Origin of the sequence: Extensimonas vulgaris (genome assembly GCF_003337425.1) — a bacterium.
In the GTDB taxonomy this organism is placed as follows: Bacteria; Pseudomonadota; Gammaproteobacteria; order Burkholderiales; family Burkholderiaceae_C; genus Extensimonas; species Extensimonas vulgaris.
This window is the reverse complement of record NZ_QPJU01000002.1, coordinates 72542-94485: the sequence shown is the minus strand read 5'-3', so window position 1 is coordinate 94485 and position 21944 is coordinate 72542. Positions and strand designations below refer to the sequence as shown.

The window sequence follows — 21944 nt, the reverse complement described above, 5'->3', positions numbered from 1 at the left end:
TATGAACAACCCCACCGACATCGCCCAATCCGAGATTGACGACCTCATCCGCAGCGAGCAAGACCCGCGCAACCGCGCCATGCTGCTCGTGCTGGCAAAAATCGCCAGCACCCTCACCGACAACACGCGCCTCACACGAGAGATTGGCGACCGGCTCGAAGACCACCTCACCAGTTACGAGCGCAAGGCCGCCTCCGATGCCGACACCGCAGGCCCCGCCACCATCCGCCTGGCCACCACGCAGCTCTACGCGGGCGGCTCGGTGCGCCTGGCGTCTGGCGTGCTGGGGTAATCCGTGGCGCAGGTCGATCTGCTGTTTGGGCCGTTGCCCATCACGGGGCAGCCGGTTGACCTCATCTTTGGCGCGGATGATGCAAGCACCCCCGCCACGGTAATCGCCACGCTGCAAGGCACGCTGGCGCAGCCAGAGCTGCATGGCACGCTGATTGGCGGCCCCGTTGTTGATGCCAGCATCATCGCCACGCTGCCGCAGCCCACGCTCAGCGCCTTGCTCGACGTGCGGCAGATATACACGGCGGCCACGGCCATCCTCATGCCGCAGCCCGCATTGCCTGCCGACTTGCAGGCAGCGTACTTGAGCAACACCGCCCGCCCCACCGTGGCCCAGGCCGCCAATCCGTGGCAGCTTGCAGACTTTGCCCAGGCTGGCACCCAGGGCCGCATGCAGTCCACCGTGGCCACCACATCGGGCACCAGCACGCTCTGGCAACGCGCCGTGCAATCCGCTGCAAGCTCATCGCCGCGCACAGTCAACGCAGTGCGCACCCCTGCGGCCATAGGCGCGGCCTACTCCAACGGCGTGCCATACGCCACCCAGGCCGTGGCCCTGTACCAGGACGCCACGCGCGACGTGCGCAACCTGCTGCGCACTGCCTTTGCCAACGCAGAGCGCGCGCAAACCCCGCTGCTATCCCAGCGCCACCAGGACGCCATGCGCGACCGCAGAGCGTGGCTGCGCACCGGCTGGCAAGTTGCCCGCCCGCAGCCGCCCATAGGCAGCACCAGCGGCCAAGGCCCAGCGCAATGGCTGATCGTCGGCTTCGGCGGCCGCCACCAAAACGCCATGCGCCCGCCCGCCGGCATGTACGTGCGCCCGCCACCACCAGCGCCGCCGCCGTGCTACCTGCCCACGCTGCCAGCGCACTTGCTGTTTGCCGGCCTTGCCGCTAGTAGCCTGCCCGCGCACCTGGTGTTTGTGTGCGAGCGCCACACCGGCACCGAGCCGCCAGGCCCAGGGCCGGGCGAGCCCATCGTCATCCCAACCTTGCGGGTGTATATCGTGAGCAATGACATCATTTTGCGCCGCGCGAGCGACAACGCCGAGGTGCCGTGCATCGGCATGTCGCTGGCGCTGGACTCATCGAGCTGGACTTGGGGCTTTGACGCCACGCTGCCCGCCGCCGCGCTGGACATGGTGCAGCCAGACAGCAGCAGCCCGGTGGAGCTGCAGGCGCTGGTCAACGGCACCACGTTTACCGTATTGGCAGAGCGCGTATCGCGCGAGCGGGTTTTTGGCAAGGCCGCCCTGCGCGTGAGCGGGCGGGGCCGCAATGCCGAGCTCGACGCGCCCTACGCGCCCACGCAGGTTTTTGGCAACGCCGCGGATCGCACGCACCAGCAGCTCTTTGCCGACGTGCTGACCGTCAATGGCGTGCCCATGGGCTACGCCATCGATTACCGGCTGCAGGACTGGCTGGTGCCCGCGGGCGTGTGGAGCGTGCAGGGCACGTACATCGACGCGCTGTCGTCGCTGGCGCAGGCGGCGGGCGCGTACCTGCGCCCGCACACTAGCGATCTTGCCTTTGCCGTGATGCCGCTGTACCCCGCCTGGCCGCCAGACAGCGCCACGCCAGACATCATCCTGCCGCCCGACGTGCTCACGCGCGAGTCCGTGGCGTGGATTGACAGGCCCGCGTACAACCGCGTGTTCGTGCGCGGGCAGAACCAGGGCGTGCTCGCGCAGGTCACGCGCGCCGGCACCGCGGGCGACGTGCTCGCGCCCATGGTGACGGATGCGCTCATCACCGACATTGCCGCAGCGCGCCAGCGCGCCATATCGATTTTTGGCGCCACGGGCCGCAGCCTCGATGTAAGCCTGAGCCTGCCCGTGCTGCCCGCCACCGGCGTCATCCAGCCCGGCACGTGCGTGCAGTACGCAGACGGCGCCACCACCCGCAAGGGCCTCGTGCGGTCTGTGTCCGTGCAGGTGTCGGGCCAGGTGAGCGTGCTGCAAACCATCGGGGTCGAAGTAAATGCGTAATCTCTACAAAGCGTTCCGCGACCTGATCCCCGAGGCGCCCCTGCAGACCGGCACCGTGATTGCGGTGGACGGCCCTATCTACACCGTGCAACTCCCCGGCGGCCCGCAGCTGCAGGCCCGCGGCAATGCCGCCGTAGGGCAGCAGGTGTTTGTGCGCGACGGCGTGATCGAGGGCGAGGCGCCGTCCATTACGCTCGTCTCCTTCGTCGTTTAGTTTCATGCTGCACAATTATGTTTCTCTGCATGCAACTTCTGCACGCTCAATTTATCGCATCATTTGATCTGCATTTATCGCGCCGCGCTTCAATCTGACCCCAATTTCCGAATCTGACCCCAATTTCCCGATCACCGCCCCCACTGACGCAGCCAGGCGTCGAGTTCTTGCGCGGCCTGCTGCGTGGCTTCGGCGAGGGCTTGGGTGCCGCCGGCGGCGTCGGGGCTTCTGGCGGGGCGCTCGATGCTGAAGACGCGCTGGCCCAGCAGCTTGACGCCTTGCGGGCGTGGCTCGACCAGGGTGGCGCGCAGGCGCAAAAGGCCCACGCTGTCACTGGGAGTCTGAAAGACCTGGCTGAATTCCTCGAGCTCCACGCGCAGCACGGCGGGACGTGGATCGCTCAGTGCGGCGGCGTCGTTGGCGTCGAGCAGCGCGCGGTGGCGGCCGAGTTCGGCGCGCAGGCGCTGCTGCACGAGTTGTGCGGGCGGCTGGCTCCAGCGCGCGAGCGTGTAGGGGCGCAGCTGCTGGGCGTTGGCGTAAGCCAGGCGGTAGAGCACGGCGCTGCTGCCGTCGGTCAGGCCGCCGGCTTGCACCTCGGCGAGCGCCAGCGCTGGCAGCGCCGGGGCGGCGCCTGGCGCGGAAGCCGGCGCCCGGGCGATGGCAGGCGCAGCGCTCGGGGCTGCAGCAGGCGCCGCGGGGCCGAAGTCGTACATCAAGGGGCGCTGCGCGGGCGCGGGCAGTCCCGTGCAGGCGGTGAGCGCAGTGCCCAGAAAAAAGGCATGAAATAGGCCTGTGGCGCCCCATTGACGGGCACAAGCAACTACTGAATCAATAGTGTTTCTCATGGCTGGGCTCCCACGGCTTGGGGCGGGATGGTGAAGCCGGGCTCGCCCGGCCCTGGCGGCGCGCGGCCGGGGCCGAAGAGCAGCACCTGCGGGTTGTCGGAGATGTTGCCCGCCACGCGCCCGAGCTGGCGCGCGGTGCGGGCGCTTTCCTCGGTGGCGCGGTTGATGCGCGGCAGGGTACTGCTGGCGAACTGCTCGGCCGCATGCGCGAAGGCTTGCGTGCCCTGCGTGATCTGGTCTATGGCACCACCCGCGGCGTTCAGGCGTTCGGTGGTCTGGCGCGCCTGCTGCGCGAGCGCCGCCACACCGTTGCCGGCCTGCTGCACGGCGCTCAAGGTGGCGGGCAGGCCCGCGAGCGCCGGGTCTATGCGCTGCATCAGGATGCCGTCGACGTGCGTGGTCAAGGTGCGCAGGCTGCCTGCGGTCTGGCCGATCTGGTCGATGGCGGTGCGGATCAATTGCTGGTTTTCGTCGCCGAGCAACTGGTTCAGGCGGCGCGTGTTTTCTTCGATCTGGTGCAGGATGAGGGGCACCTGCTCGGCAATCTGGGCCACGGGCGAGCTGCGCAGCGGCAGGCGCGGCAAACCGCTCGGGCCCGGCGGCAGCGGCGGCAGGGGCTTGTCGGCGTCGTCGAGCAGGACGTGCGCAAGGCCGGTCACGCCCTGGTAGTTGAGCATGGCGAAGGTTTTTGCGCTGACGGGCGTCTGTTCGTTCACGGCGATGCGGATCAGCACGTTGCCCTGGACCTTCGGGTCGAACCCTATGCGCGTGACTTTGCCCACGGCCACGCCCTTGTAGCGCACGGCCGCCTGCGGCTGCAGGCCGCTCACGCCGTCGGGGGTGGAGAGCTCGTATTCCTTGTAGTTCGCGCTGTCGCGCGTGAGCCAGAGCACCAGTCCCGCGAGCATGGCCAGCATCACGAGCACGAACACGCCGGCAGCGATGGCATGCGATTTGTTTTCCATCACACCTCCTGAGAAGCCGCAAACGCAGCGGCGGGCGCCTGGGGCGGCAGCGCGAGCAGGGCGCGGCGCCCGCGTTCGCCGCCGAAAAACTCGCGCACGAACGGATGCGCAAAATGCACCACCTCGCGCGGCGCGCCGCTGACGACGACCTTTTTGTCGGCCAGCACGGCCACGCGCGTGCTCAGCGCAAACAGCGTGTCCAGGTCGTGCGTGACCATGACCACGGTGAGCCCGAGTGACTGGTGCAGTGCGCGCAGCAAGGCGCAAAACTCGTCCGAGCTGCCCGGGTCCAGCCCCGCCGTGGGCTCGTCGAGCAGCAACAGCGGCGGGTCCATGACCAGGGCGCGCGCGAGCGCCACACGCTTGACCATGCCGCCCGAGAGGTCGGCCGGCATGCGCGTGGCGTGCGCGGGCTGCAGGCCCACCATCTGCAGCTTGACCAGGGCCGCGTCGCGCACCAGCGCGGCGGGCAGCGTGCCCAGCTCCTGCAGCGCCAAGCCCACGTTGCCGAGCACGTCGAAAGCCGAAAACAGCGCGCCGTGCTGGAACAGCATGCCCACGCGGCTCGCCGCGCCCTCGCGCCCCATCTCGGCGGCGGGGCGGCCCAGCACCGTGACGCTGCCGCGCGTGGGCTGGGCCAGGCCCAGCATCTGGCGCAGCAGCACCGTCTTGCCCGTGCCCGAGCCGCCCACGAGCGCCAAAATCTCGCCGCGCTGCACCGTGAGATCCAGATCCTGGTGCACGACGAAGGCGTCTTTCCCTTTGCCGAACACCGTCCACAGGCCGCGCACCTCGACCACGGGCTCGGCCGACGGGCTCGAAACCGGGCTGGCAGCGGGCGCGGCGGGCAAAGCCGCTGCGGCCGGCGCGCTGAGTGTCTGACTGGGGCTTGGCATCAAATTCCTATGTTCTTGAACGCCACGGCGAACAGCGCATCGACGAGGATCACCATGGTGACCGAGGTCACGACCGAGGCCGTCGTGCCTTCGCCCAGGCTCTGCGTGTTGGGCTTCACGCGCAGGCCCCAGTGGCAGCCTATGAGCGCGATCAAAAGGCCAAACACCACCGATTTGGCGAGCGCCAGCGTCAGGTTCGAGAACTTCACCGCGGCGGGCAGCGCCTGCACGAAGTACGCGGGCGAGACGCCCATGGAAACGTCGGCCGCGAGCATGCCGCCGGTCAGCGCCGCGAGCGTGGTCCACACGCTGATGAGCGGCATGGCCAGCGCGAGCGCGAGCGCGCGCGGCAGCACCAGGCGAAAGCCGTGCGGGATGCCCATCACGCGCATGGCGTCGAGCTCCTCGGTCACGCGCATCACGCCGATCTGCGCCGTGATCGCCGAGCCCGAGCGCCCCGCGACCAAAATCGCGCCGAGCATGGGGCCGAGCTCGCGGATCAGCGAAACCCCCAGGATGTTGACGATGAACGATTCGGCGCCGAACTGGCGCAGCTGCAGCGACAGCAGATAGGCCAGCACCACGCCGATCAAAAAACCCACGAGCGCCGTGATCGGCAAGGCCGTGGCGCCCATGCGGTACACGTGGCCCGACATGTCGCGCCAGGGCGCGCGGCGCGGCGCGCGCACCAGGCGCAGCAGGTCGAGCGCGAGCTGCCCCACGAGCTCCAGCAGCTGCAGCGCGTGGCCCAGCCCGCGCAGCACCAGCACGCCCAGCCCATCGATCTGCGCCGCCGCGCTCCAGCGCGCGGGCGGCGGCGCTGCGGTCGTGAAGCGCGCGACGCGCTCGAGCATGGCGCGCTGCGCATCGGTGAGCTGCAGGCGCTGCGGCCAAGTGCGGCCCCAGTGGTTCCACAACAGCTGCGCGCCGACGTGATCGAGCCATTGCACGCTGCGCAAGTCCCAGCCCGGCGCCTGCGGCCCTTGCCCCGGGCAGGCGCGCAACTGGGCCTGCAGCGCACGCCATTGCGCCCGCTGCCCGAACTCGGCCGCGCCCCAGCGCCCCAGCAGTTGCGCGCAAGGGCCTTGCGGCGTATCGACCAAAAGGATGCGGGGGGCGGCGTCGTTCATCGGTAAAGCATGGTAACGAACTTGCGTGCCCGAGCGCGGCAGCGGGTTTCGGCGCGCGCAGGAATTTGAGAAAAATTCGCCTCCAGCCCTTGTAGATACTGCCACGGCAGCTTCATATACGATAGCGTTCGGCGGAATCAAGGAAGCAGCAAGGAAGTATGGCCGGCGTGGCGCTACCATCTTGCAGACCTTCTACCCTCTCTTTGCCATGAGCGACACCACCTTCGACTACATCGTCATCGGCGGCGGCACTGCCGGTGCCCTGCTGTGCAACCGCCTGAGCGCCGACGGGCGCAGCCGCGTGCTGCTGATCGAGGCCGGCCGCAAGGACGACTACCCCTGGATTCACATCCCCGTGGGCTACCTCTACTGCATAGGCAACCCGCGCACCGACTGGCTCTACCAGACCGAGCCCGACCCCGGACTCAATGGCCGCCAGCTGCGCTACCCGCGCGGCAAGGTGCTGGGTGGCTGCAGCAGCATCAACGGCATGATCTACATGCGCGGCCAGGCGCGCGACTACGACCAGTGGGCCGCGCTCACCGGCGATGCACGCTGGCGCTGGGACGCGGTGCTGCCCTACTTTCGCCGCCACGAAGACCACTGGCGGCTCGACCGCCCCGAGACCGCGAGCGAAGACTTCGCGCGCCTGCACGGCCACCGGCGCCTGGGCAGCACGGGCGAGTGGCGCGTCGAAAAGCAGCGCCTGCGCTGGGACATCCTCGACGCCTTCGCGCAGGCCGCGCAGCAGGCCGGCATCCGCGCGACCGACGACTTCAACCGCGGCGACAACGAGGGCGTGGGCTACTTCGAGGTCAACCAAAAAGACGGCTGGCGCTGGAACACCGCCAAGGCCTTCCTGCGCCCCGCGTGCTACGGCCGGCCGAACTTCGAGATGTGGACGGGCGCGCAGGCCAGCCGCCTGCTCGTGCAGCGCCAGCCCGACGGCAGCCTGCGCTGTAGCGGCGTGCAGGTCTGGACGGGCCAGGAGATGGTCACGGCGCACGCCGCGCGCGAGCTCATCCTGAGCGCGGGCGCGGTCAACTCGCCGCAGCTTTTGCAGCTCTCGGGCATAGGCCCGGGCGCGCTGCTGCAGCGCCACGGCATCGCGGTGCTGCACGATCTGCCCGGCGTGGGCGCGAATCTGCAGGATCACTTGCAAATCCGCGCCGTCTTCAAGGTGCAGGGCGCGCGCACGCTCAACACGCTGGTTCACTCGCTCTGGGGCAAGGCGCGCATCGGCCTCGAATACGCGCTGTGGCGCAGCGGCCCCATGAGCATGGCGCCCTCGCAGCTCGGCGCGTTCACGCGCAGCCGCCCCGAGCTGGCGCACCCCAACCTCGAATACCACGTGCAGCCGCTCTCGCTCGACGCCTTCGGCGAGCCGCTGCACCGCTTTCCCGCCTTCACGGCGAGCGTGTGCAACCTCAACCCCACGAGCCGCGGCACGGTGCAGATCCGCAGCGCGCAATTCACCGACGCGCCCGCGATCGCGCCGTGCTACCTGAGCACGCCCGAAGACCGCCAGGTGGCGGCCGACAGCCTGCGCGTGACGCGCCGCATCGTCGCCCAGCCCGCGCTGCAAAAGTACCAGCCGCAGGAATGGAAGCCCGGCCCGCAGTACCAGAGCGACGAGGAGCTCGCGCGCCTCGCGGGCGACATCGCCACCACCATCTTCCACCCCGTGGGCACGACCAAAATGGGGCGCGCGGACGACCCCATGGCCGTGCTCGACCCTGAGCTGCGCGTGCGCGGCGTGGCCGGCCTGCGCGTGGTCGATGCGGGCGCCATGCCCACCATCACGAGCGGCAACACCAACTCGCCCACGCTCATGCTGGCCGAAAAGGCGGCCGAGTGGATTCTTGCGGCGCGCGGGTAATGGGTAATGGGTAATGCCGGCAGGCCGTGCAAGCCTCCGGCCTGCGCCGTTACCATCGCCGCATGTCCAAGCCAGCGTCCAAACATCCCCAGCCCACGTACCGCTTCGCCGTCGCGGCCGAGCCTGAATACCTGCCCGAAGAGTCCGCGCCCGGCGCGGGCATATTCCGCTTCGCCTACACCATCACCATCACGAACACCGGCACGGCGCCCGCGCAGTTGATCGCGCGGCGCTGGGTCATCTGCGACGCGCACGGCCACACCGAAGAGGTCAAAGGCCTGGGCGTGGTCGGCCAGCAGCCGCTGCTGCAGCCGGGCGAATCCTTCCAGTACACGAGCGGCTGCAGCCTGCGCACCGCGAGCGGCACCATGCACGGCCACTACTTCTGCGTGGGCGAGGACGGCACGCCGTTCGACTGCGAGATTCCCCTGTTCGTGCTCGAAGCCGCCGACCCCGACGCACCGGGCGCAAGCTCCAAGGGACGGGTATTGCATTGACGAAGCGCCGCCCCACTCCCGATCTGGCCGCGCTGCTCGCGGCGCTGGAGCCTCCCGCGCCGCCGCAGCCCGACACCTTGCTGCAGCCGCAAGCCGGCCTGGTCGCGCGCCACCTCTGGCTGCTCGGGCTGCTCGCGTGGGTGCGCGGCGCGCAGGATTCGGTGCCCGCTGCGCTCGACCGGCTGGGCTTGTTCATCGATGCCGTGCAAGCCCGCCCGCCGCTGCGCGCGCGCCTGCAAGCCTGCTGGGCCTTGCTGCTCGAAACCGTGGACGTGACCACGCTGCTGGCCGACTTCGGCTTTGCGCCGCGCACGGCGCTGCTCAGCGAGCTCGGCGCGCGCCTGCGCGAGCGCCTGCTGCCGCACAGCCCCGAGACCATAGACGCGGCCGAGCTGTTCGCGCTCGCGCTGCCAGGCCCCTTCGATGCGCAGTGGCTGCAGGCGCTGGAGGTAGATTTGCTCGCGCGCTTGCAGGCGCTGCTGACGCCAATCACTGAAGCAACGCCCGAGGGCGCGCAGACCGAGAGCGCACAGGACGCCGCCGGCCCCACGCTGTGGCAGCGCACGCTGCTCGACGCCATGACCTACTGCGCGGGGCAGATTCTGGCGACCGGCTTCGCGCCCGAGCTGCGCCTGCGCATGAGCGCGCAGGCACGTGCCGACCAGCCTTTTCATGCGCTGATCCGCGAGGTGGAGAGCCTGCGCGTGGAAGTGCTGCACCCGCTGCGCACGCCCGAGCGCCTGCAGGCCACGGCGCAGCAGCTGCGCGCACGCCTCGAAGCCTGCCGCGCCGCGGCGGCCACGGTGTACGCACACTTCGAGGACGAGGGCATTTCGGTGGGGCTGGTGTTTCGCCTGCGCCAGCTGCGCGAGCGCATCGTGCGCGTGCGTGCCCTGCTCGACTGCCTGCTCGCGCCACAGCCCGCGCAGGCCGCAGCGCGCCTGCTGGCGCAGCTCGTGCAGGTGCAACAGCAGCGGCGCAGCCTGCGCGCGCTATTTGCCACCAATGCCTCGCTGCTGTCCGCGCGCATTGCCGAGCGCAGCGCCGAGACGGGCGAGCACTACATCACGCGCACGCCGCACGAATACCGCGCCATGCTGCGCATGGCCGCAGGCGGCGGCGCGCTCATGGCGCCGACCACGCTGCTGAAGTTCGGCATCTACGCGCTTGCCTTGTCGCCGTTCTGGGGCGGCTTCTGGGCGGGCATGAATTACGCGCTGAGCTTCGTGCTGATCCAGCTGCTGCACTGCACCGTCGCCACCAAACAGCCCGCGATGACGGCGCCGGCGATGGCCGCCAAATTGGACGAGCTGGGGGCCGGGGAGGCGGTGGAATCGTTCGTCGATGAAGTCACGCACCTCGTGCGTTCGCAGGTGGCGGCGGTGCTGGGCAACGTGCTCGTGGTGTTTCCGGCGGTGCTGGCGCTCGCGGCGCTGCTCGCCTGGGTCACGGGGGCGCCAGTCATCAGCACCGCGCAGGCAAAGCATGTGCTGGAGTCGCTGCACCTGCTCGGGCCCTCGCTGGGGTTTGCGGCATTGACGGGCGTGCTGCTCTTTGCCTCGAGCATCGTCGCGGGCTGGGCGGAAAACGCTTTCGTGCTCTACCGGCTCGACTCGGCGCTGCGCTTCCACCCTGGCATCACGGCGCGCCTGGGCGCCGCACGTGCGGCGCGCTGGGCGCAGTTCTTGCGCCACAACGTCTCGGGCCTCGCGGCGAACGTGTCGTTGGGCTTCATGCTCGGTTTGGTGCCCGCGCTTGCAGGGTTTTTTGGTTTGGGTCTGGACGTGCGCCATGTCACACTCTCCACGGGCCAGGTGGCCGCGGCCTGTGCCGCGCTCGGCTGGCAGGTGGTGCAGCACAGCGCCTTGTGGTGGGCCGTTGCCACTTTGCCGCTGATCGGCGCGCTCAATGTGGGCGTGAGTTTTTACCTGGCTTTTCGTGTGGCGCTGCGCGCGCGCAACGTCACGGGTGTGGAGCGCGCACGGGTTTATGCCGCGCTGCGCGCACGCTGGCGCCGCGCGCCGCTGAGTTTCTTCCTGCCGCCGCGCAGCGCGGCCTGAGCGGCCCTTTGGCTGCGGGCATTTCGGGCCGACGTGATGCGCCCCCGGCGGCGCCACTGCGGCTCCGGCGCTTGCTGAAAAAAGAAAGGAGTTTGCGCAAGATGATGAACGCCATCGTGGATTTCTGGGCGCAGTGGCTGCGCCCTTCTGCCGGGCTGCCGGTGGTGCAGTGGTCGCTGCTGCTGGCCGTCGCTGCAGTGGCGGGCTCGTGGTGCCAGCGTGCCCTCGGGCTGCCGCAAGTGCTGGGCTACGCCGCGGCCGGCACGCTCGCGGGGCTCGCGGGCTTCAACGGCGCGGTCTGGCCGCTGCAGGGCATAGCGCTGTTCCTGCTCGAATTGAGCCTGGCCGTGGTGCTGTTCGAATGTGGCGGGCGCATTCCGCTGCGCTGGTTTCGCCACAACCCCATGGTGCTCGTGCAAAGCCTGCTCGAATCGGCGCTGACCTACTTTGCCGTCTATGCGGCGCTGCGCTGGCTGGAGGTGCCAGCGCAGGTGGCCAGGCCGCTCGCGCTCGTGGCGATCGCGGCCTCGCCCGCGGTGCTCGTGCGCGTGGTGGCCGACACGCGCGCCACGGGCCCGGTGACCGACCGCGCCACGGTGCTCGCCACGCTCTCCTCGCTGTGGGCATTGGCGCTGGGCTCGGCGCGTGCCGGGCAGATGAACCGCCCGAGCGAGGGCTTGCTGGGCACGGTGTTTCCCGTGCTCGTGGTGCTGGGCGTGTCCATCGTGGTGGCGGCGCTGCTTGCGCTTGCGCTGCGCCTGGCGCTGCGCTGGATGAGCCCCACGGGCGAGAACACCGCCGTGCTGCTGCTCGCGCTGATCGCCGCGGCGGCGGCCGTGGCCGCGCACCTGGGGGGCTCGGCGCCGCTCGCGGCGCTGCTCGCGGGCATGCTGCTCAAGCAGATCTACCCGCGCCCCTGGGCCTGGCCGCGCCAGCCGGGCAGCGCGGCTTCGCTGCTGGGCATGCTGATGTTCGTGCTGGTCTCGGCCGTGGCCGCGCAGGCCGATTGGGATGCGGCTGTGACCCAGCTCGCGCTTACGCTCGTGGCCGTGCGCCTGTTCGCGAAGATCGTGGGCGTGGCACTGGGCACGGTGGGCAGCGGTGCGAGCTGGAAGCAGGCGTTCTGGATGGGCGGTGCGCTCACGCCCATGTCTGCCGTGGCGCTGCTGCTGGTGTCGCAGTTTGCGAGCGCCGCGCCGGGCACGGGCGCGCAGATCGCGCGCGTGGCGCTGCCGGCGATTTTGCTCATGGAGCTGCTGGGTGCGATGATCGCCACGGTGGCGCTGTACCGTGCGGGTGAGAGCCCCCGGCCTCTGGCGCGCTTGGCGCCGTTGAGCCCGCTCTTGCGGCGCGTGCCGGGCAACGCAGCTCGCGACAACACGGGAGATGACCATGCCGCTTGAGCCTTTTTCGCATTCCGAGCCGCTGACGCTGGGCGTGGAGCTGGAGCTGCAGCTCGTGAACACGCACGACTACGACCTCGCGCCCTACGCCGAAGACATGCTGCGCCTGGTGCACAAGACCGCGCTGCCCGGCAGTGTGGTGCCCGAGATGACGAGCAGCATGATCGAGATTTCCACGGGCGTATGCCATACGGCCGGCGAGGTGCTGGGCCAGCTCGGGCAGATCCGCAACGCGCTCGTGCAAAGCGCCGACAAGCTCAACATCGCCGTGGTCGGCGGCGGCACGCACCCGTTCCAGCAGTGGCACGAGCGGCGCATCTACGACAAGCCGCGCTTTCGCGAGCTCTCCGAGCTCTACGGCTACCTATCCAAACAGTTCACGATCTTCGGCCAGCACGTGCACATCGGCTGCCCCGACGCGGACGCCGCGCTGCTCATGCTGCACCGGCTGTCGCGCTACATCCCGCACTTCATCGCGCTGTCGGCGTCCAGCCCCTATGTGCAGGGGCACGACACGGCCTTCGACTCGGCGCGGCTCAATTCGGTGTTTGCCTTCCCGCTCTCGGGGCGCGCGCCCTTCGTGCTGACCTGGGATGAATTCGGGAAGTATTTCGACAAGATGACGCGCACCGGCGTGGTCAAGAGCATGAAGGATTTTTACTGGGACATCCGGCCCAAGCCCGAATACGGCACGGTAGAAATTCGCGTGTTCGACACGCCGCTGACCATAGAGCGCGCCGCCGCGCTCGCGGGCTTCGTGCAGGCGCTGGGCGCGTGGTTCCTCGCCGAGCAGCCTTTCATGCCCGCCGAGGACGACTACCTCGTCTATACCTACAACCGCTTCCAGGCCTGCCGCTTCGGGCTCGACGCGGTCTATGTCGATCCGGCCAGCGGCGCACACCTGCCGCTGCGCGAACACCTGCTGCTGACCATGGAGCGCATCGCCGGCCACGCCGCGGCGCGCGGTGCGACGCCCGCGCTGCAGCTGCTGCGCAGCCAGGTCGAGGCCGGCCACAACGACGCGCGCTGGCTGCGCGAATGCCAGCAGCGCGAGCAGCTGCTCGCCGAAGTCAGCCGCCAGGCGGCGCTGCGCTTTCGCGGCGCGGCGGTGTAAGAACCAGCCATCGAGGAGCCCGCACATGGGAGAGTTCGAGCTGATCGCGCGCTATTTCACGCGTCCCGTGCCGGCAACCGCGCCGGACGCGCCGGGCACGGCCGGCCGTGTGGTGCTGGGCGTGGGCGACGACTGCGCGCTGCTCGCGCCCGCGCCGGGCATGCAGCTGGCGGTCTCGAGCGACATGCTGGTCGAGGGCCGGCATTTTTTTGCCGACGTCGCGCCCGAGCGGCTCGGGCACAAGGCGCTCGCGGTGAACCTGTCCGACCTCGCCGCGTGCGGCGCGCGGCCGCTCGCGTTCACGCTGGCACTCGCGCTGCCCGAGGCAGACGAAGACTGGCTCGCGGGCTTTGCGCGCGGCCTGTTCGCGCTGGCCGACGCGCACGGCTGCGCGCTCGTGGGCGGCGACACCACGCAGGGGCCGCGCAACTTGTGCATCACGGTGCTGGGCGAGGTGCCCGCAGGCCAGGCCCTGCTGCGCAGCGGCGCCCGGCCCGGCGACGACGTGTACGTGAGCGGCACGCTCGGCGACGCTGCCCTGGCGCTCGCCGCGCTGCAGGGGCGATTGCCCGCGCACTGGCGCCTGCCGGGCGCCGTGCTCGCCGCGGCGCGCGCGCGCCTGGAGCTGCCCACGCCGCGCGTCGCGCTGGGCCTGGCGCTGCGCGGCGTGGCCAGCAGCGCGATCGACGTCAGCGACGGCCTGCTCGGCGACCTCGGCCATATCCTGCGGGCCTCGGGCGTGGGCGCTTGCATAGACTGTTCGGTGACTACGCCATTGATAGCTGCTTACGCAGAACTATCAAGCGTTAGAGGCCAATTTGGCTCTGAATTCGACCCTGCAACCGACGGCGAATTCCTGCGCCGCTACACACTCGCAGGCGGTGACGATTACGAGCTGCTCTTCACCGCCGCGCCCGCCCAGCGCGTCGCCGTCGCCGCCGCGGCGCTGTCCAGCGCCACGCCGGTCACGCGAATAGGGCGCATAGAGGCGCAGCCGGGCCTGCGCCTGATCGATGCCCAAGGCCAGCCCGTGGCGGCGCGCTATGCCTCGTTTGACCACTTTGCGCCGCACGCCTGCACCAAGGCCGAAAAACCCGAATAGGCGAGTCGGGCGCTGCGCCTTTGCACGAACGCTTCTCCTTCAGGGTTTATCCTGAGCCCTCACCACGGCGCATTGGCTGCGTTGACATGCGTCAAGACCTGCCGCCGAGATGCCGTCTACAGTCTGCGCTCAACCTACGGTGGAGCCGCACGAAAGGACACGTCCATGCCCCGTTCTGCTTCCAACCCTCCGTCCAGCACCTTGCCCAATCCCTTGGCGGACGAGCTCGACCCGGTGTTTCGCGCTGCGCTCGCGCGCGCCACGGCTTCGCTCTCGCCGATGGCGGGCGTGCTGTCCGCGGGCGACTGGGCCATGCACCTTGCCGCCTCGCCCGGCAAATGCCTGGACTTGCTGCGCCTCGCGCAGCAAAAGAGCGACGCCCTGCTGCGCTACGCCGCCGAAGAAGCCATCGCCCAGCTGCAATCCCCGGCAGCCACGCCCGAAGAAAAATCCAGGCCCGACGAGAGCGAAAAAGCGCCCAAGAGCGCGGCTGCAGCACCCATGGCGCTGCCGCCGCGCCATCCCAGCGCCAAGCCTCCGGCGCAAGACCGGCGCTTTGCCGCGCCCGAATGGCAGCAGTGGCCATTCAACGTGCTGCAGCAATCGTTTTCGCTCACCGAAGAATGGTGGGAGGCCGCCACGCGCGGCGTCTGGGGCGTGGACAAGCACCACGAAGACATCGTCGCCTTCGCGGCGCGGCAGATCCTTGACGTGTTCTCGCCGGGCAACCAGCTGCTCACCAACCCCGTGGCGCTGCAGCGCACCGCCAAGGAAGGCGGCATGAACCTCGTGCGCGGCGCCTTCCATGCGCTCGACGACTGGCGCCGCGCGCTCACGGGCGCGCCGCCCGCCGGCACCGAAAACTTTGCCGTGGGCCAGAACCTCGCCATCACGCCCGGCAAGGTGGTGCTGAGAAACCGCCTGATCGAGCTGATCCAGTACGCGCCGACGACCGAGACCGTGCACCCCGAACCCATCCTGATCACGCCGGCGTGGATCATGAAGTACTACATCCTCGACCTTTCGCCGCACAACTCGCTGGTCAAGTACCTGGTCGATCACGGCTTCACGGTGTTTTGCATTTCCTGGAAAAACCCCACGGCCGAAGATCGCGACCTGAGCATGGACGACTACCTGGATCTGGGTTTTCGCGCTGCGCTGGCCGCCGTGAACGCCATCGTGCCCGAGCGCAAGGTGCATGCCGTGGGCTACTGCCTGGGCGGCACGCTGCTGGCCATCGCCACGGCCGCGATGGCGCGCGACGGCGACGAACGCCTCGCCAGCATGACGCTGTTCGCCGCGCAGACCGACTTCACCGAGCCCGGCGAGCTCGCGCTCTTCATCGACGAAAGCCAGCTCAGCCTGCTCGAAGCGCAGATGGCGATGCGCGGCTATTTGCGCGCCGAACAGATGGCCGGCGCGTTCCAGATGCTGCGCTCGTATGACCTGCTGTGGTCGCGCATGGTCAACGACTACCTGCTCGGCGAACGCACCCCCATGAACGACCTCATGGCCTGGAACGCCGACGGCACGCGCATGCCCGCGACCATGCACGCGCAGTACCTGCGCCGCCTGTTCCTCGACGACGACCTCAGCGAGGGCCGCTACCACGTCGATGGCAAACCCGTGAGCCTGGGCCGCATCACGCTGCCCACCTTCATGGTCGGCACCGAGACCGACCACGTCGCGCCCTGGCGCTCGGTGCACAAGCTGCACTACCTGAGCCCGGCCGAGATCACCTTCGTGCTCACCAATGGCGGACACAACGCCGGCATCGTGAACCCGCCGGGCAACCCGCGCCGCCACCACCGCATCCTCACGCGGCCCGCGGGCGGCAATTACGTCGATCCCGACGACTGGCTCGCGCTGGCCGAGCTGCGGCCCGACTCCTGGTGGCCGTCATGGCTGGCATGGCTCGAAGCGCACTCGGGCGCCCCGGTCGCACCGCCGGCCATGGGCAGCCAGGCGTATCCGCCGCTCGCCGACGCACCCGGCACGTATGTGCTGCAAAAATGAAAGACCGCTCCACGTTGGGTTCGGCCACCGATTTACTCCTGAAAAAATAGCTGCCTGCGCTTGATACTTCTTCGCAAACGGCCAATTTGTTCATAAAAATAAATTTTTGCGCGCAATGACTGCACCCTTTGCCCTTTCCCTCCGCCCGCCACACCCGCGCTGGCCGGCCCTGTGCGCAGGTGCGGCGGCGCTGGCGCTCGGCGGCTGCATGTCGCTCGCGCCGCCCTACGCACCACCGCCGGCGCCCGTGGCCCAGCACTACGCGGCCGAAGACCTCGGCGGCGCCGATGGCAGCGTAGCGGCGGCCGCGCTGGCCTGGCGCAGCTACTTCACCGAGCCGCTGCTGCAGCAGCTCATAGCCCAGGCGCTCGACAACAGCCGCGACTTGCGCAGCGCCACCCTGCGCGTGGCCGAGGCGCAGGCGCTTTTGGGCATCCAACGCGCCGACCTGTTCCCGACCATTGCGGCCACGGCCGACGGCGCACGCGGGCGCACACCGGCCGACCTGAGCCCCACGGGCCGCGCCGTCACGGCAAGCCAGTACCAGGTGGGTCTGGGCCTTGCAAGCTGGGAGCTCGACTTCTGGGGCCGCGTGCGCAGCCTGCGCGACGCCGCACTCGAAAATTACCTTGCCACCGACGAGGCGCGCCGCGCCGCGAGCGTGAGCCTGGTCACGCAGGTGGCCAGCGCCTACCTTGCGCTGCGCGAGCTCGACGAGCGCCTCGCGCTCGCCCGGCAGACCGTCACCAACCGGCAGGAATCGGTGCGCATCTTCACGCGCCGCTTCGAGGTCGGCGCGATCGCACGCACCGACCTCGTGCAGGTCGAAACCCTGCTGCACCAGGCGCAAAGCCTGGTCGCGCAGCTCGGCCAGTTGCGCGCCACGCAATGGCACGCGCTCAGCCTGCTCGTGGGTGCGCCGCTGCCCGCGCTCGCGCAGCCCGGAACGCTCGACGACCAGGCCATGGCGGCAGACCTGCGCGCGGGGCTGCCCTCTGACCTGCTGCTGCAGCGCCCCGACATCCGCGCCGCCGAGCATCGCCTGCGCGCGGCCAACGCCAACATCGGCGCGGCGCGCGCGGCCTTCTTCCCGCGCGTCACGCTCACGGGCGCCTACGGCACGGCGAGCGCCGAATTCAGCGGCCTGTTCGACTCCGGCAGCAGCGCCTGGCAATTCATGCCCAGCCTGTCGCTGCCGATCTTCGACGGCGGGCGCAACAGCGCCAACCTCGACCTGGCGCAGGTGCGGCGCAACCTGGCCGTGTCCGACTACGAAAAAACCATCCAGTCCGCGTTCCGCGAAGTCTCCGACGCGCTTGCCGCGCGCCGCTGGCTCGGCGAGCAGCTCGGTGCCGACCAGGCCACGCTGGCCGCACAGGCCGAGCGCGCGCGCCTCGCGCAACTGCGTTACGACAACGGCAGCGCTCCTTATTTCGAAGTGCTCGACGCACAGCGCGAGCTGCTTACCGCCCAACAGCAGCTGGTACAGACGCGCCGCGCCTTGCTCGCGAGCCGCGTCAACCTCTATGCTGCGCTCGGTGGCGGCAGCGATGAATTTGCCGCCCTGCCCGCTTTGGCCACGACCGCCGCCACTGCCGCGCCCTCTGCCGCGCCCTCTGCCGCAGCGGCCGCTGCAGCACCGCCCGCCCCCTGAAACCACGCCACGAGTCCTGCCATGCCTGCTCCCCTGCCAAGAAAAAAAATCATCCCCGCCGTCGCCATCGTTCTGGTCGTCGCGCTGCTTGCCTGGTTCGGCTGGAAAAAGCTGCACAGCGACGGTAGCGAGCAGGCCGTGGTCGGCGGCAACGGCCGCATCGAGGCGACCGAGATCGACGTGGCCACCAAATTCGCGGGCCGCGTGGTCGACGTGTTTGCCAACGAGGGCGACTTCGTCAGCGCCGGCCAGGTGCTCGCGCAGATGCAGGTCGACACGCTGAAGGCCCAGCGCGACGAAGCCGTGGCGCAAAAGCAGCAGGCGATGACCAACGTCGCAAGCGCCCAGGCCCAGGTCAAAATGCGCGAGAGCGATCTTGCGGCTGCGCAGGCCGTGGTCGTGCAGCGCGCGAGCGAGCTCGACAACGCGCGCCGGCGCCTCGCGCGCTCGCAAACGCTCTCGACCGAGGGCGCGACCTCGATCCAGCAGCTCGACGACGACCGCGCTGCCGTGCGCAACGGCGAGGCCGCGCTGGCTGCCGCGCAAGCGCAGGTCAAGGCCGCCGAGTCGGCCGTCGCCGCAGCCAAGGCGCAAGTCACGGGCGCGCAGGCCACCGTGGAAGCGCTGACGGCCACGATCGCGCGCATCGACGTGGACATCGCCGACAGCAAACTCAAGGCGCCGCGCGACGGCCGCGTGCAGTACCGCGTCGCGCAGCCCGGCGAGGTGCTGGGCGCGGGCGGCAAGGTGCTCAACATGGTCGATTTGAGCGACGTTTACATGACCTTTTTCCTGCCCGAGACCATCGTGGGCCGCGTACCGCTGGGCACCGAAGCGCGCATCGTGCTCGACGCCCTGCCGGGCTACGTGATCCCCGCCAAGGTGTCCTACGTCTCCAGCGTCGCGCAGTTCACGCCCAAAACGGTCGAAACCGCCGTCGAACGGCAAAAGCTCATGTTTCGCGTCAAGGCGCGCATAGACCCCGAGCTGCTGCGCAAGCACCTCCAGCAGGTCAAGACGGGTCTGCCCGGCATGGCCTGGGTCAAGATCGACGCGCAGGCGCCCTGGCCGCAAAACCTGACCGCGAAGGTGCCTGAATGACGCTGCCATCCAGCAGTTCGGGCGCTGCAGGCGCCAGCCTGTCCGGCGCCACAGCGGGTGGCACCGTCGCGCGCCTCGCCGGCGTGGGCCTGCGCTACGGCAAGACGCGCGCGCTCGATGGCGTCAGCCTCGAAATCCCTGCGGGTTGCATGGTGGGGTTGCTGGGCCCCGACGGCGTGGGCAAATCCAGCCTGCTTGCGCTGATCGCTGGCGCACGTGCCATACAGGAGGGCAGCGTCGAAGTGCTCGGCGGCGACATGCGCTCCAAGCGCCACCGCGACCGCGTCTGCCCAGCCATCGCCTACATGCCGCAGGGCCTGGGCAAAAACCTCTACCCCTCGCTGTCGATCGAGGACAACCTGCAGTTCTTCGCACGCCTGTTCGGCCACGACGCGGCCGAGCGGCGCCGGCGCATCGACGAGCTCACGCGCGCCACGGGCCTGTACCCGTTCCTTTCGCGTCCCGCGGGCAAGCTCTCGGGCGGCATGAAGCAAAAGCTCGGGCTGTGCTGCGCGCTGATCCACGACCCGGACCTGCTGATCCTCGACGAGCCCACCACAGGGGTCGATCCGCTCTCGCGCAGCCAGTTCTGGAGCCTGATCGGCGACATCCGGCGCGAACGCCCCGGCATGAGCGTGATGGTGGCCACGGCCTACATGGAAGAAGCCGAACGCTTCGACTGGCTCGTGGCCATGGATGCGGGCCACATTCTCGCCACCGGCACGCCGCAGGAGCTGCACGCGCGCACGGGCACGCAGACGCTCGAACAAGCCTTCATCGCGCTGCTGCCCGAGGAAAAAAAGCGCGGCCACCAGGCCGTGGTCGTGCCGCCCTTCGTCGATGGCGAAGAGATCGCCATCGAGGCGCAGGATCTCACTATGCGCTTTGGCGACTTCACTGCGGTCGATCACGTCAATTTCCGCATCCGCCGCGGCGAGATCTTCGGCTTTCTGGGCAGCAACGGCTGCGGCAAAACCACCACCATGAAGATGCTCACCGGCCTGCTGCCGCCCACCGAGGGGCAAGCCTGGCTGTTCGGGCAAGAGGTCGATGCGCACGACATCGCCACGCGCCGGCGCGTGGGCTACATGTCGCAAGCGTTCTCGCTGTATTCCGAGCTCAACGTCGAGCAAAACCTCGTGCTGCACGCGCGCCTGTTTGGCGTGCCCGAGGCGCAGATTCCGGCGCGCGTGCAGGCGCTGATGGAGCGCTTCGGCCTCGCCGAGCACCCCCGGGATCTGCCCGACAAGCTGCCCCTGGGCGTGCGCCAGCGCCTGTCGCTGGCCGTGGCGCTGGTGCACGGGCCGGAGCTGTTGATTCTCGATGAGCCCACCTCGGGCGTCGATCCGGTGGCGCGCGATGCGTTCTGGCAGTTTCTGGTCGAGCTCTCGCGCAAGGACAAGGTCACGATCTTCATCTCGACCCATTTCATGAACGAGGCCGAGCGCTGCGACCGCATCTCGCTCATGCACCAGGGCAAGGTGCTGGTCAGCGACACGCCCAAAGCCATCATTGCCAAGCGCGGCGCGGCCACGCTCGAAGAAGCCTTCATCGCCTACCTCAAGGACGCCGCGCCGACCGAAGCCGCCGCGGCTGGCGGCGCGGCGCCAGCACCCACGGCACCCAAGCCCCATGCCCGACCGCATCCACGCCCGCGCCTGTTCAGCCCTGGACGCGCCTTGAGCTACACCTTGCGCGAGGCGCGCGAGCTGCGCCACGACCCGGTGCGCCTGGTGATGGCGCTGTTCGGCACGGTGGTCTTGATGCTCATCATGGGCTACGGCATCACCATGGACGTGAACGACCTCAGCTACGCCGTGCTCGACCGCGACCACAGCCCGCTGAGCCAGAACTACGCGCTCAATCTCTCGGGCTCGCGCTACTTCATCGAGCACGCGCCGATCACCGACTACGAAGACCTCGACCGGCGCATGCGCAAGGGCGAGATTACGCTCGCCATCGAAATCCCTCCAGGTTTCGAGCGGGATGTGTTGCGCGGCCAGGCGGTGGAGATTGGCGCCTGGGTGGACGGCGCCATGCCCATGCGCGCCGACACCATCCAGGGCTACGTGCAAGGCATCCACCAGAAATGGCTCGAAGACGTGGCGCGCACGCAGCTCGGCGCGGACATCTCCAAGGGCGCCGCGACCGTGGAGACGCGCTTTCGCTACAACCCCGACGTGAAAAGCCTGCCCGCCATGGTGCCGGCCGTGATTCCGCTGCTGCTGATGATGATTCCGTCCATCCTCACGGCGCTGTCGGTGGTGCGCGAAAAAGAGCTGGGCTCCATCATCAACCTCTACGTCACGCCGGTGACGCGCGCCGAATTCTTGCTCGGCAAGCAGTTGCCCTACATCGTGCTGGGCGTATTCAACTTCCTCGTGCTCACGCTGCTCGCCGTCACGCTGTTCGACGTGCCTGTGAAAGGCAGCTTTCCGACTTTGTTGCTGGCTTCGGTAATTTTCATCGGTTTTTCGACGGGGTTCGGTCTGTTTGCGTCGATTTTCACGCGCAGCCAGGTCGCGGCGATGTTCTTCACCATGGTCGGCTCGATGCTGCCGGCGATGCAGTTCTCGGGCCTCATCCATCCCGTGTCTTCGCTCGAAGGTGCGGGGCGCATGATCGGTGAGGTCTATCCGCTCGCGAAATACGTCATCATCAGTCGCGGCGTGTTCAACAAGGCGCTCACGTTTTCCGACCTGCACGCGATGTTCCCGCCCATGGTGATCGCGGCGCTGCTCATCGTGGCACTGTCCATCGTACTGCTCCAAAAACAGGAAAAGTGAG

17 protein-coding genes are annotated in these 21944 nt (G+C 69.0%); 13 read left to right on the top strand and 4 right to left on the bottom strand.

Features of this window, described 5'->3' with window-relative positions:
* Position 1 precedes the first annotated feature (1 nt).
* The 3 genes from DFR45_RS03380 to DFR45_RS03370 are packed head-to-tail and all read left to right on the top strand — an operon-like array spanning position 2 to position 2495.
* Positions 2–292: a hypothetical protein gene (locus DFR45_RS03380; protein WP_114482291.1), complete on the top strand. Its 291-nt coding sequence runs from the start codon at positions 2–4 to the stop codon at positions 290–292.
* A gap of 3 nt (positions 293–295) precedes the next feature.
* Positions 296–2281: a hypothetical protein gene (locus DFR45_RS03375; protein ID WP_114482290.1), complete on the top strand. Its 1986-nt coding sequence runs from the start codon at positions 296–298 to the stop codon at positions 2279–2281.
* A complete protein-coding gene (locus DFR45_RS03370; protein WP_114482289.1) occupies positions 2274–2495 on the top strand; it encodes a hypothetical protein in 222 nt (73 codons plus the stop codon). Before DFR45_RS03375 ends, DFR45_RS03370 begins: the two co-directional genes overlap by 8 nt.
* Before the next feature lie 131 nt (positions 2496–2626).
* Here DFR45_RS03370 and DFR45_RS03365 read toward each other — a convergent pair whose 3' ends face one another.
* Genes DFR45_RS03365 through DFR45_RS03350 form a run of 4 tightly spaced genes read right to left on the bottom strand, consistent with a single transcriptional unit; the run spans position 2627 to position 6331 of the window.
* Entirely contained in the window at positions 2627–3340 is a 714-nt protein-coding gene (locus tag DFR45_RS03365; RefSeq protein WP_114482288.1) for an ABC-type transport auxiliary lipoprotein family protein, read from the bottom strand.
* Positions 3337–4305, bottom strand: a complete 969-nt coding sequence (locus DFR45_RS03360; RefSeq protein WP_114482287.1) for an MlaD family protein — start codon at positions 4303–4305, stop codon at positions 3337–3339. The genes DFR45_RS03365 and DFR45_RS03360 overlap by 4 nt, the downstream gene beginning before the upstream one ends.
* Entirely contained in the window at positions 4305–5201 is an 897-nt protein-coding gene (locus DFR45_RS03355) for an ABC transporter ATP-binding protein (protein WP_114482286.1), read from the bottom strand. Before DFR45_RS03355 ends, DFR45_RS03360 begins: the two co-directional genes overlap by 1 nt.
* A complete protein-coding gene (locus DFR45_RS03350; RefSeq protein WP_114482285.1) occupies positions 5201–6331 on the bottom strand; it encodes an MlaE family ABC transporter permease in 1131 nt (376 codons plus the stop codon). The genes DFR45_RS03355 and DFR45_RS03350 overlap by 1 nt, the downstream gene beginning before the upstream one ends.
* Before the next feature lie 208 nt (positions 6332–6539).
* On the opposite strand from DFR45_RS03350, the gene DFR45_RS03345 reads away from it, so the two are divergent.
* The 10 genes from DFR45_RS03345 to rbbA all read left to right on the top strand — a co-directional run bounded on the left by DFR45_RS03345 (position 6540) and on the right by rbbA (position 21943).
* Entirely contained in the window at positions 6540–8210 is a 1671-nt protein-coding gene (locus tag DFR45_RS03345; RefSeq protein ID WP_114482284.1) for a GMC family oxidoreductase, read from the top strand.
* A 62-nt stretch (positions 8211–8272) separates the two neighbouring features.
* The gene (gene apaG, locus DFR45_RS03340) at positions 8273–8707 is read left to right on the top strand and encodes a Co2+/Mg2+ efflux protein ApaG (RefSeq protein ID WP_114482283.1); all 435 of its coding nucleotides are present in this window, start codon (positions 8273–8275) and stop codon (positions 8705–8707) included.
* On the top strand, positions 8704–10767 hold the full coding sequence (locus tag DFR45_RS03335) for a site-specific recombinase (RefSeq protein ID WP_114482282.1): 2064 nt from the start codon (positions 8704–8706) through the stop codon (positions 10765–10767). Before apaG ends, DFR45_RS03335 begins: the two co-directional genes overlap by 4 nt.
* 104 nt (positions 10768–10871) lie before the next feature.
* On the top strand, positions 10872–12170 hold the full coding sequence (locus DFR45_RS03330; protein WP_114482673.1) for a cation:proton antiporter domain-containing protein: 1299 nt from the start codon (positions 10872–10874) through the stop codon (positions 12168–12170).
* Positions 12160–13284 carry a YbdK family carboxylate-amine ligase gene (locus DFR45_RS03325; RefSeq protein ID WP_114482672.1) on the top strand — a complete coding sequence of 375 codons (1125 nt, stop codon included), beginning with the start codon at positions 12160–12162 and terminating at the stop codon, positions 13282–13284. The genes DFR45_RS03330 and DFR45_RS03325 overlap by 11 nt, the downstream gene beginning before the upstream one ends.
* Positions 13285–13309: 25 nt before the next feature.
* Complete coding sequence (thiL, locus tag DFR45_RS03320; RefSeq protein WP_114482281.1) at positions 13310–14386, top strand: thiamine-phosphate kinase; 1077 nt, start codon at positions 13310–13312, stop codon at positions 14384–14386.
* 165 nt (positions 14387–14551) lie between these two features.
* Positions 14552–16402: a PHA/PHB synthase family protein gene (locus DFR45_RS03315; protein ID WP_114482280.1), complete on the top strand. Its 1851-nt coding sequence runs from the start codon at positions 14552–14554 to the stop codon at positions 16400–16402.
* Between the two features lie 115 nt (positions 16403–16517).
* Positions 16518–18056 carry an efflux transporter outer membrane subunit gene (locus tag DFR45_RS03310; RefSeq protein WP_114482279.1) on the top strand — a complete coding sequence of 513 codons (1539 nt, stop codon included), beginning with the start codon at positions 16518–16520 and terminating at the stop codon, positions 18054–18056.
* 21 nt (positions 18057–18077) lie between these two features.
* Positions 18078–19157 (top strand): HlyD family secretion protein, encoded by a 1080-nt coding sequence (locus tag DFR45_RS03305; protein ID WP_114482278.1) that lies wholly within the window; start codon positions 18078–18080, stop codon positions 19155–19157.
* The gene (rbbA, locus tag DFR45_RS03300) at positions 19154–21943 is read left to right on the top strand and encodes a ribosome-associated ATPase/putative transporter RbbA (RefSeq protein ID WP_114482277.1); all 2790 of its coding nucleotides are present in this window, start codon (positions 19154–19156) and stop codon (positions 21941–21943) included. The genes DFR45_RS03305 and rbbA overlap by 4 nt, the downstream gene beginning before the upstream one ends.
* The last annotated feature ends 1 nt before the right edge of the window (position 21944 follow it).

Bases quoted from the DNA above. Each gene is read 5' to 3' on its own strand.
- rbbA (WP_114482277.1), top strand. From the start codon at position 19,154: ATGACGCTGCCATCCAGCAGTTCGGGCGCTGCAGGCGCCAGCCTGTCC.
- DFR45_RS03310 (WP_114482279.1), top strand. From the start codon at position 16,518: ATGACTGCACCCTTTGCCCTTTCCCTCCGCCCGCCACACCCGCGCTGG.
- thiL (WP_114482281.1), top strand. From the start codon at position 13,310: ATGGGAGAGTTCGAGCTGATCGCGCGCTATTTCACGCGTCCCGTGCCG.
- DFR45_RS03380 (WP_114482291.1), top strand. From the start codon at position 2: ATGAACAACCCCACCGACATCGCCCAATCCGAGATTGACGACCTCATC.
- apaG (WP_114482283.1), top strand. From the start codon at position 8,273: ATGTCCAAGCCAGCGTCCAAACATCCCCAGCCCACGTACCGCTTCGCC.
- DFR45_RS03350 (WP_114482285.1), bottom strand. From the start codon at position 6,331: ATGAACGACGCCGCCCCCCGCATCCTTTTGGTCGATACGCCGCAAGGC.
- DFR45_RS03370 (WP_114482289.1), top strand. From the start codon at position 2,274: ATGCGTAATCTCTACAAAGCGTTCCGCGACCTGATCCCCGAGGCGCCC.
- DFR45_RS03355 (WP_114482286.1), bottom strand. From the start codon at position 5,201: ATGCCAAGCCCCAGTCAGACACTCAGCGCGCCGGCCGCAGCGGCTTTG.
- DFR45_RS03360 (WP_114482287.1), bottom strand. From the start codon at position 4,305: ATGGAAAACAAATCGCATGCCATCGCTGCCGGCGTGTTCGTGCTCGTG.
- DFR45_RS03330 (WP_114482673.1), top strand. From the start codon at position 10,872: ATGAACGCCATCGTGGATTTCTGGGCGCAGTGGCTGCGCCCTTCTGCC.
- DFR45_RS03315 (WP_114482280.1), top strand. From the start codon at position 14,552: ATGCCCCGTTCTGCTTCCAACCCTCCGTCCAGCACCTTGCCCAATCCC.
- DFR45_RS03345 (WP_114482284.1), top strand. From the start codon at position 6,540: ATGAGCGACACCACCTTCGACTACATCGTCATCGGCGGCGGCACTGCC.
- DFR45_RS03365 (WP_114482288.1), bottom strand. From the start codon at position 3,340: ATGAGAAACACTATTGATTCAGTAGTTGCTTGTGCCCGTCAATGGGGC.
- DFR45_RS03305 (WP_114482278.1), top strand. From the start codon at position 18,078: ATGCCTGCTCCCCTGCCAAGAAAAAAAATCATCCCCGCCGTCGCCATC.
- DFR45_RS03325 (WP_114482672.1), top strand. From the start codon at position 12,160: ATGCCGCTTGAGCCTTTTTCGCATTCCGAGCCGCTGACGCTGGGCGTG.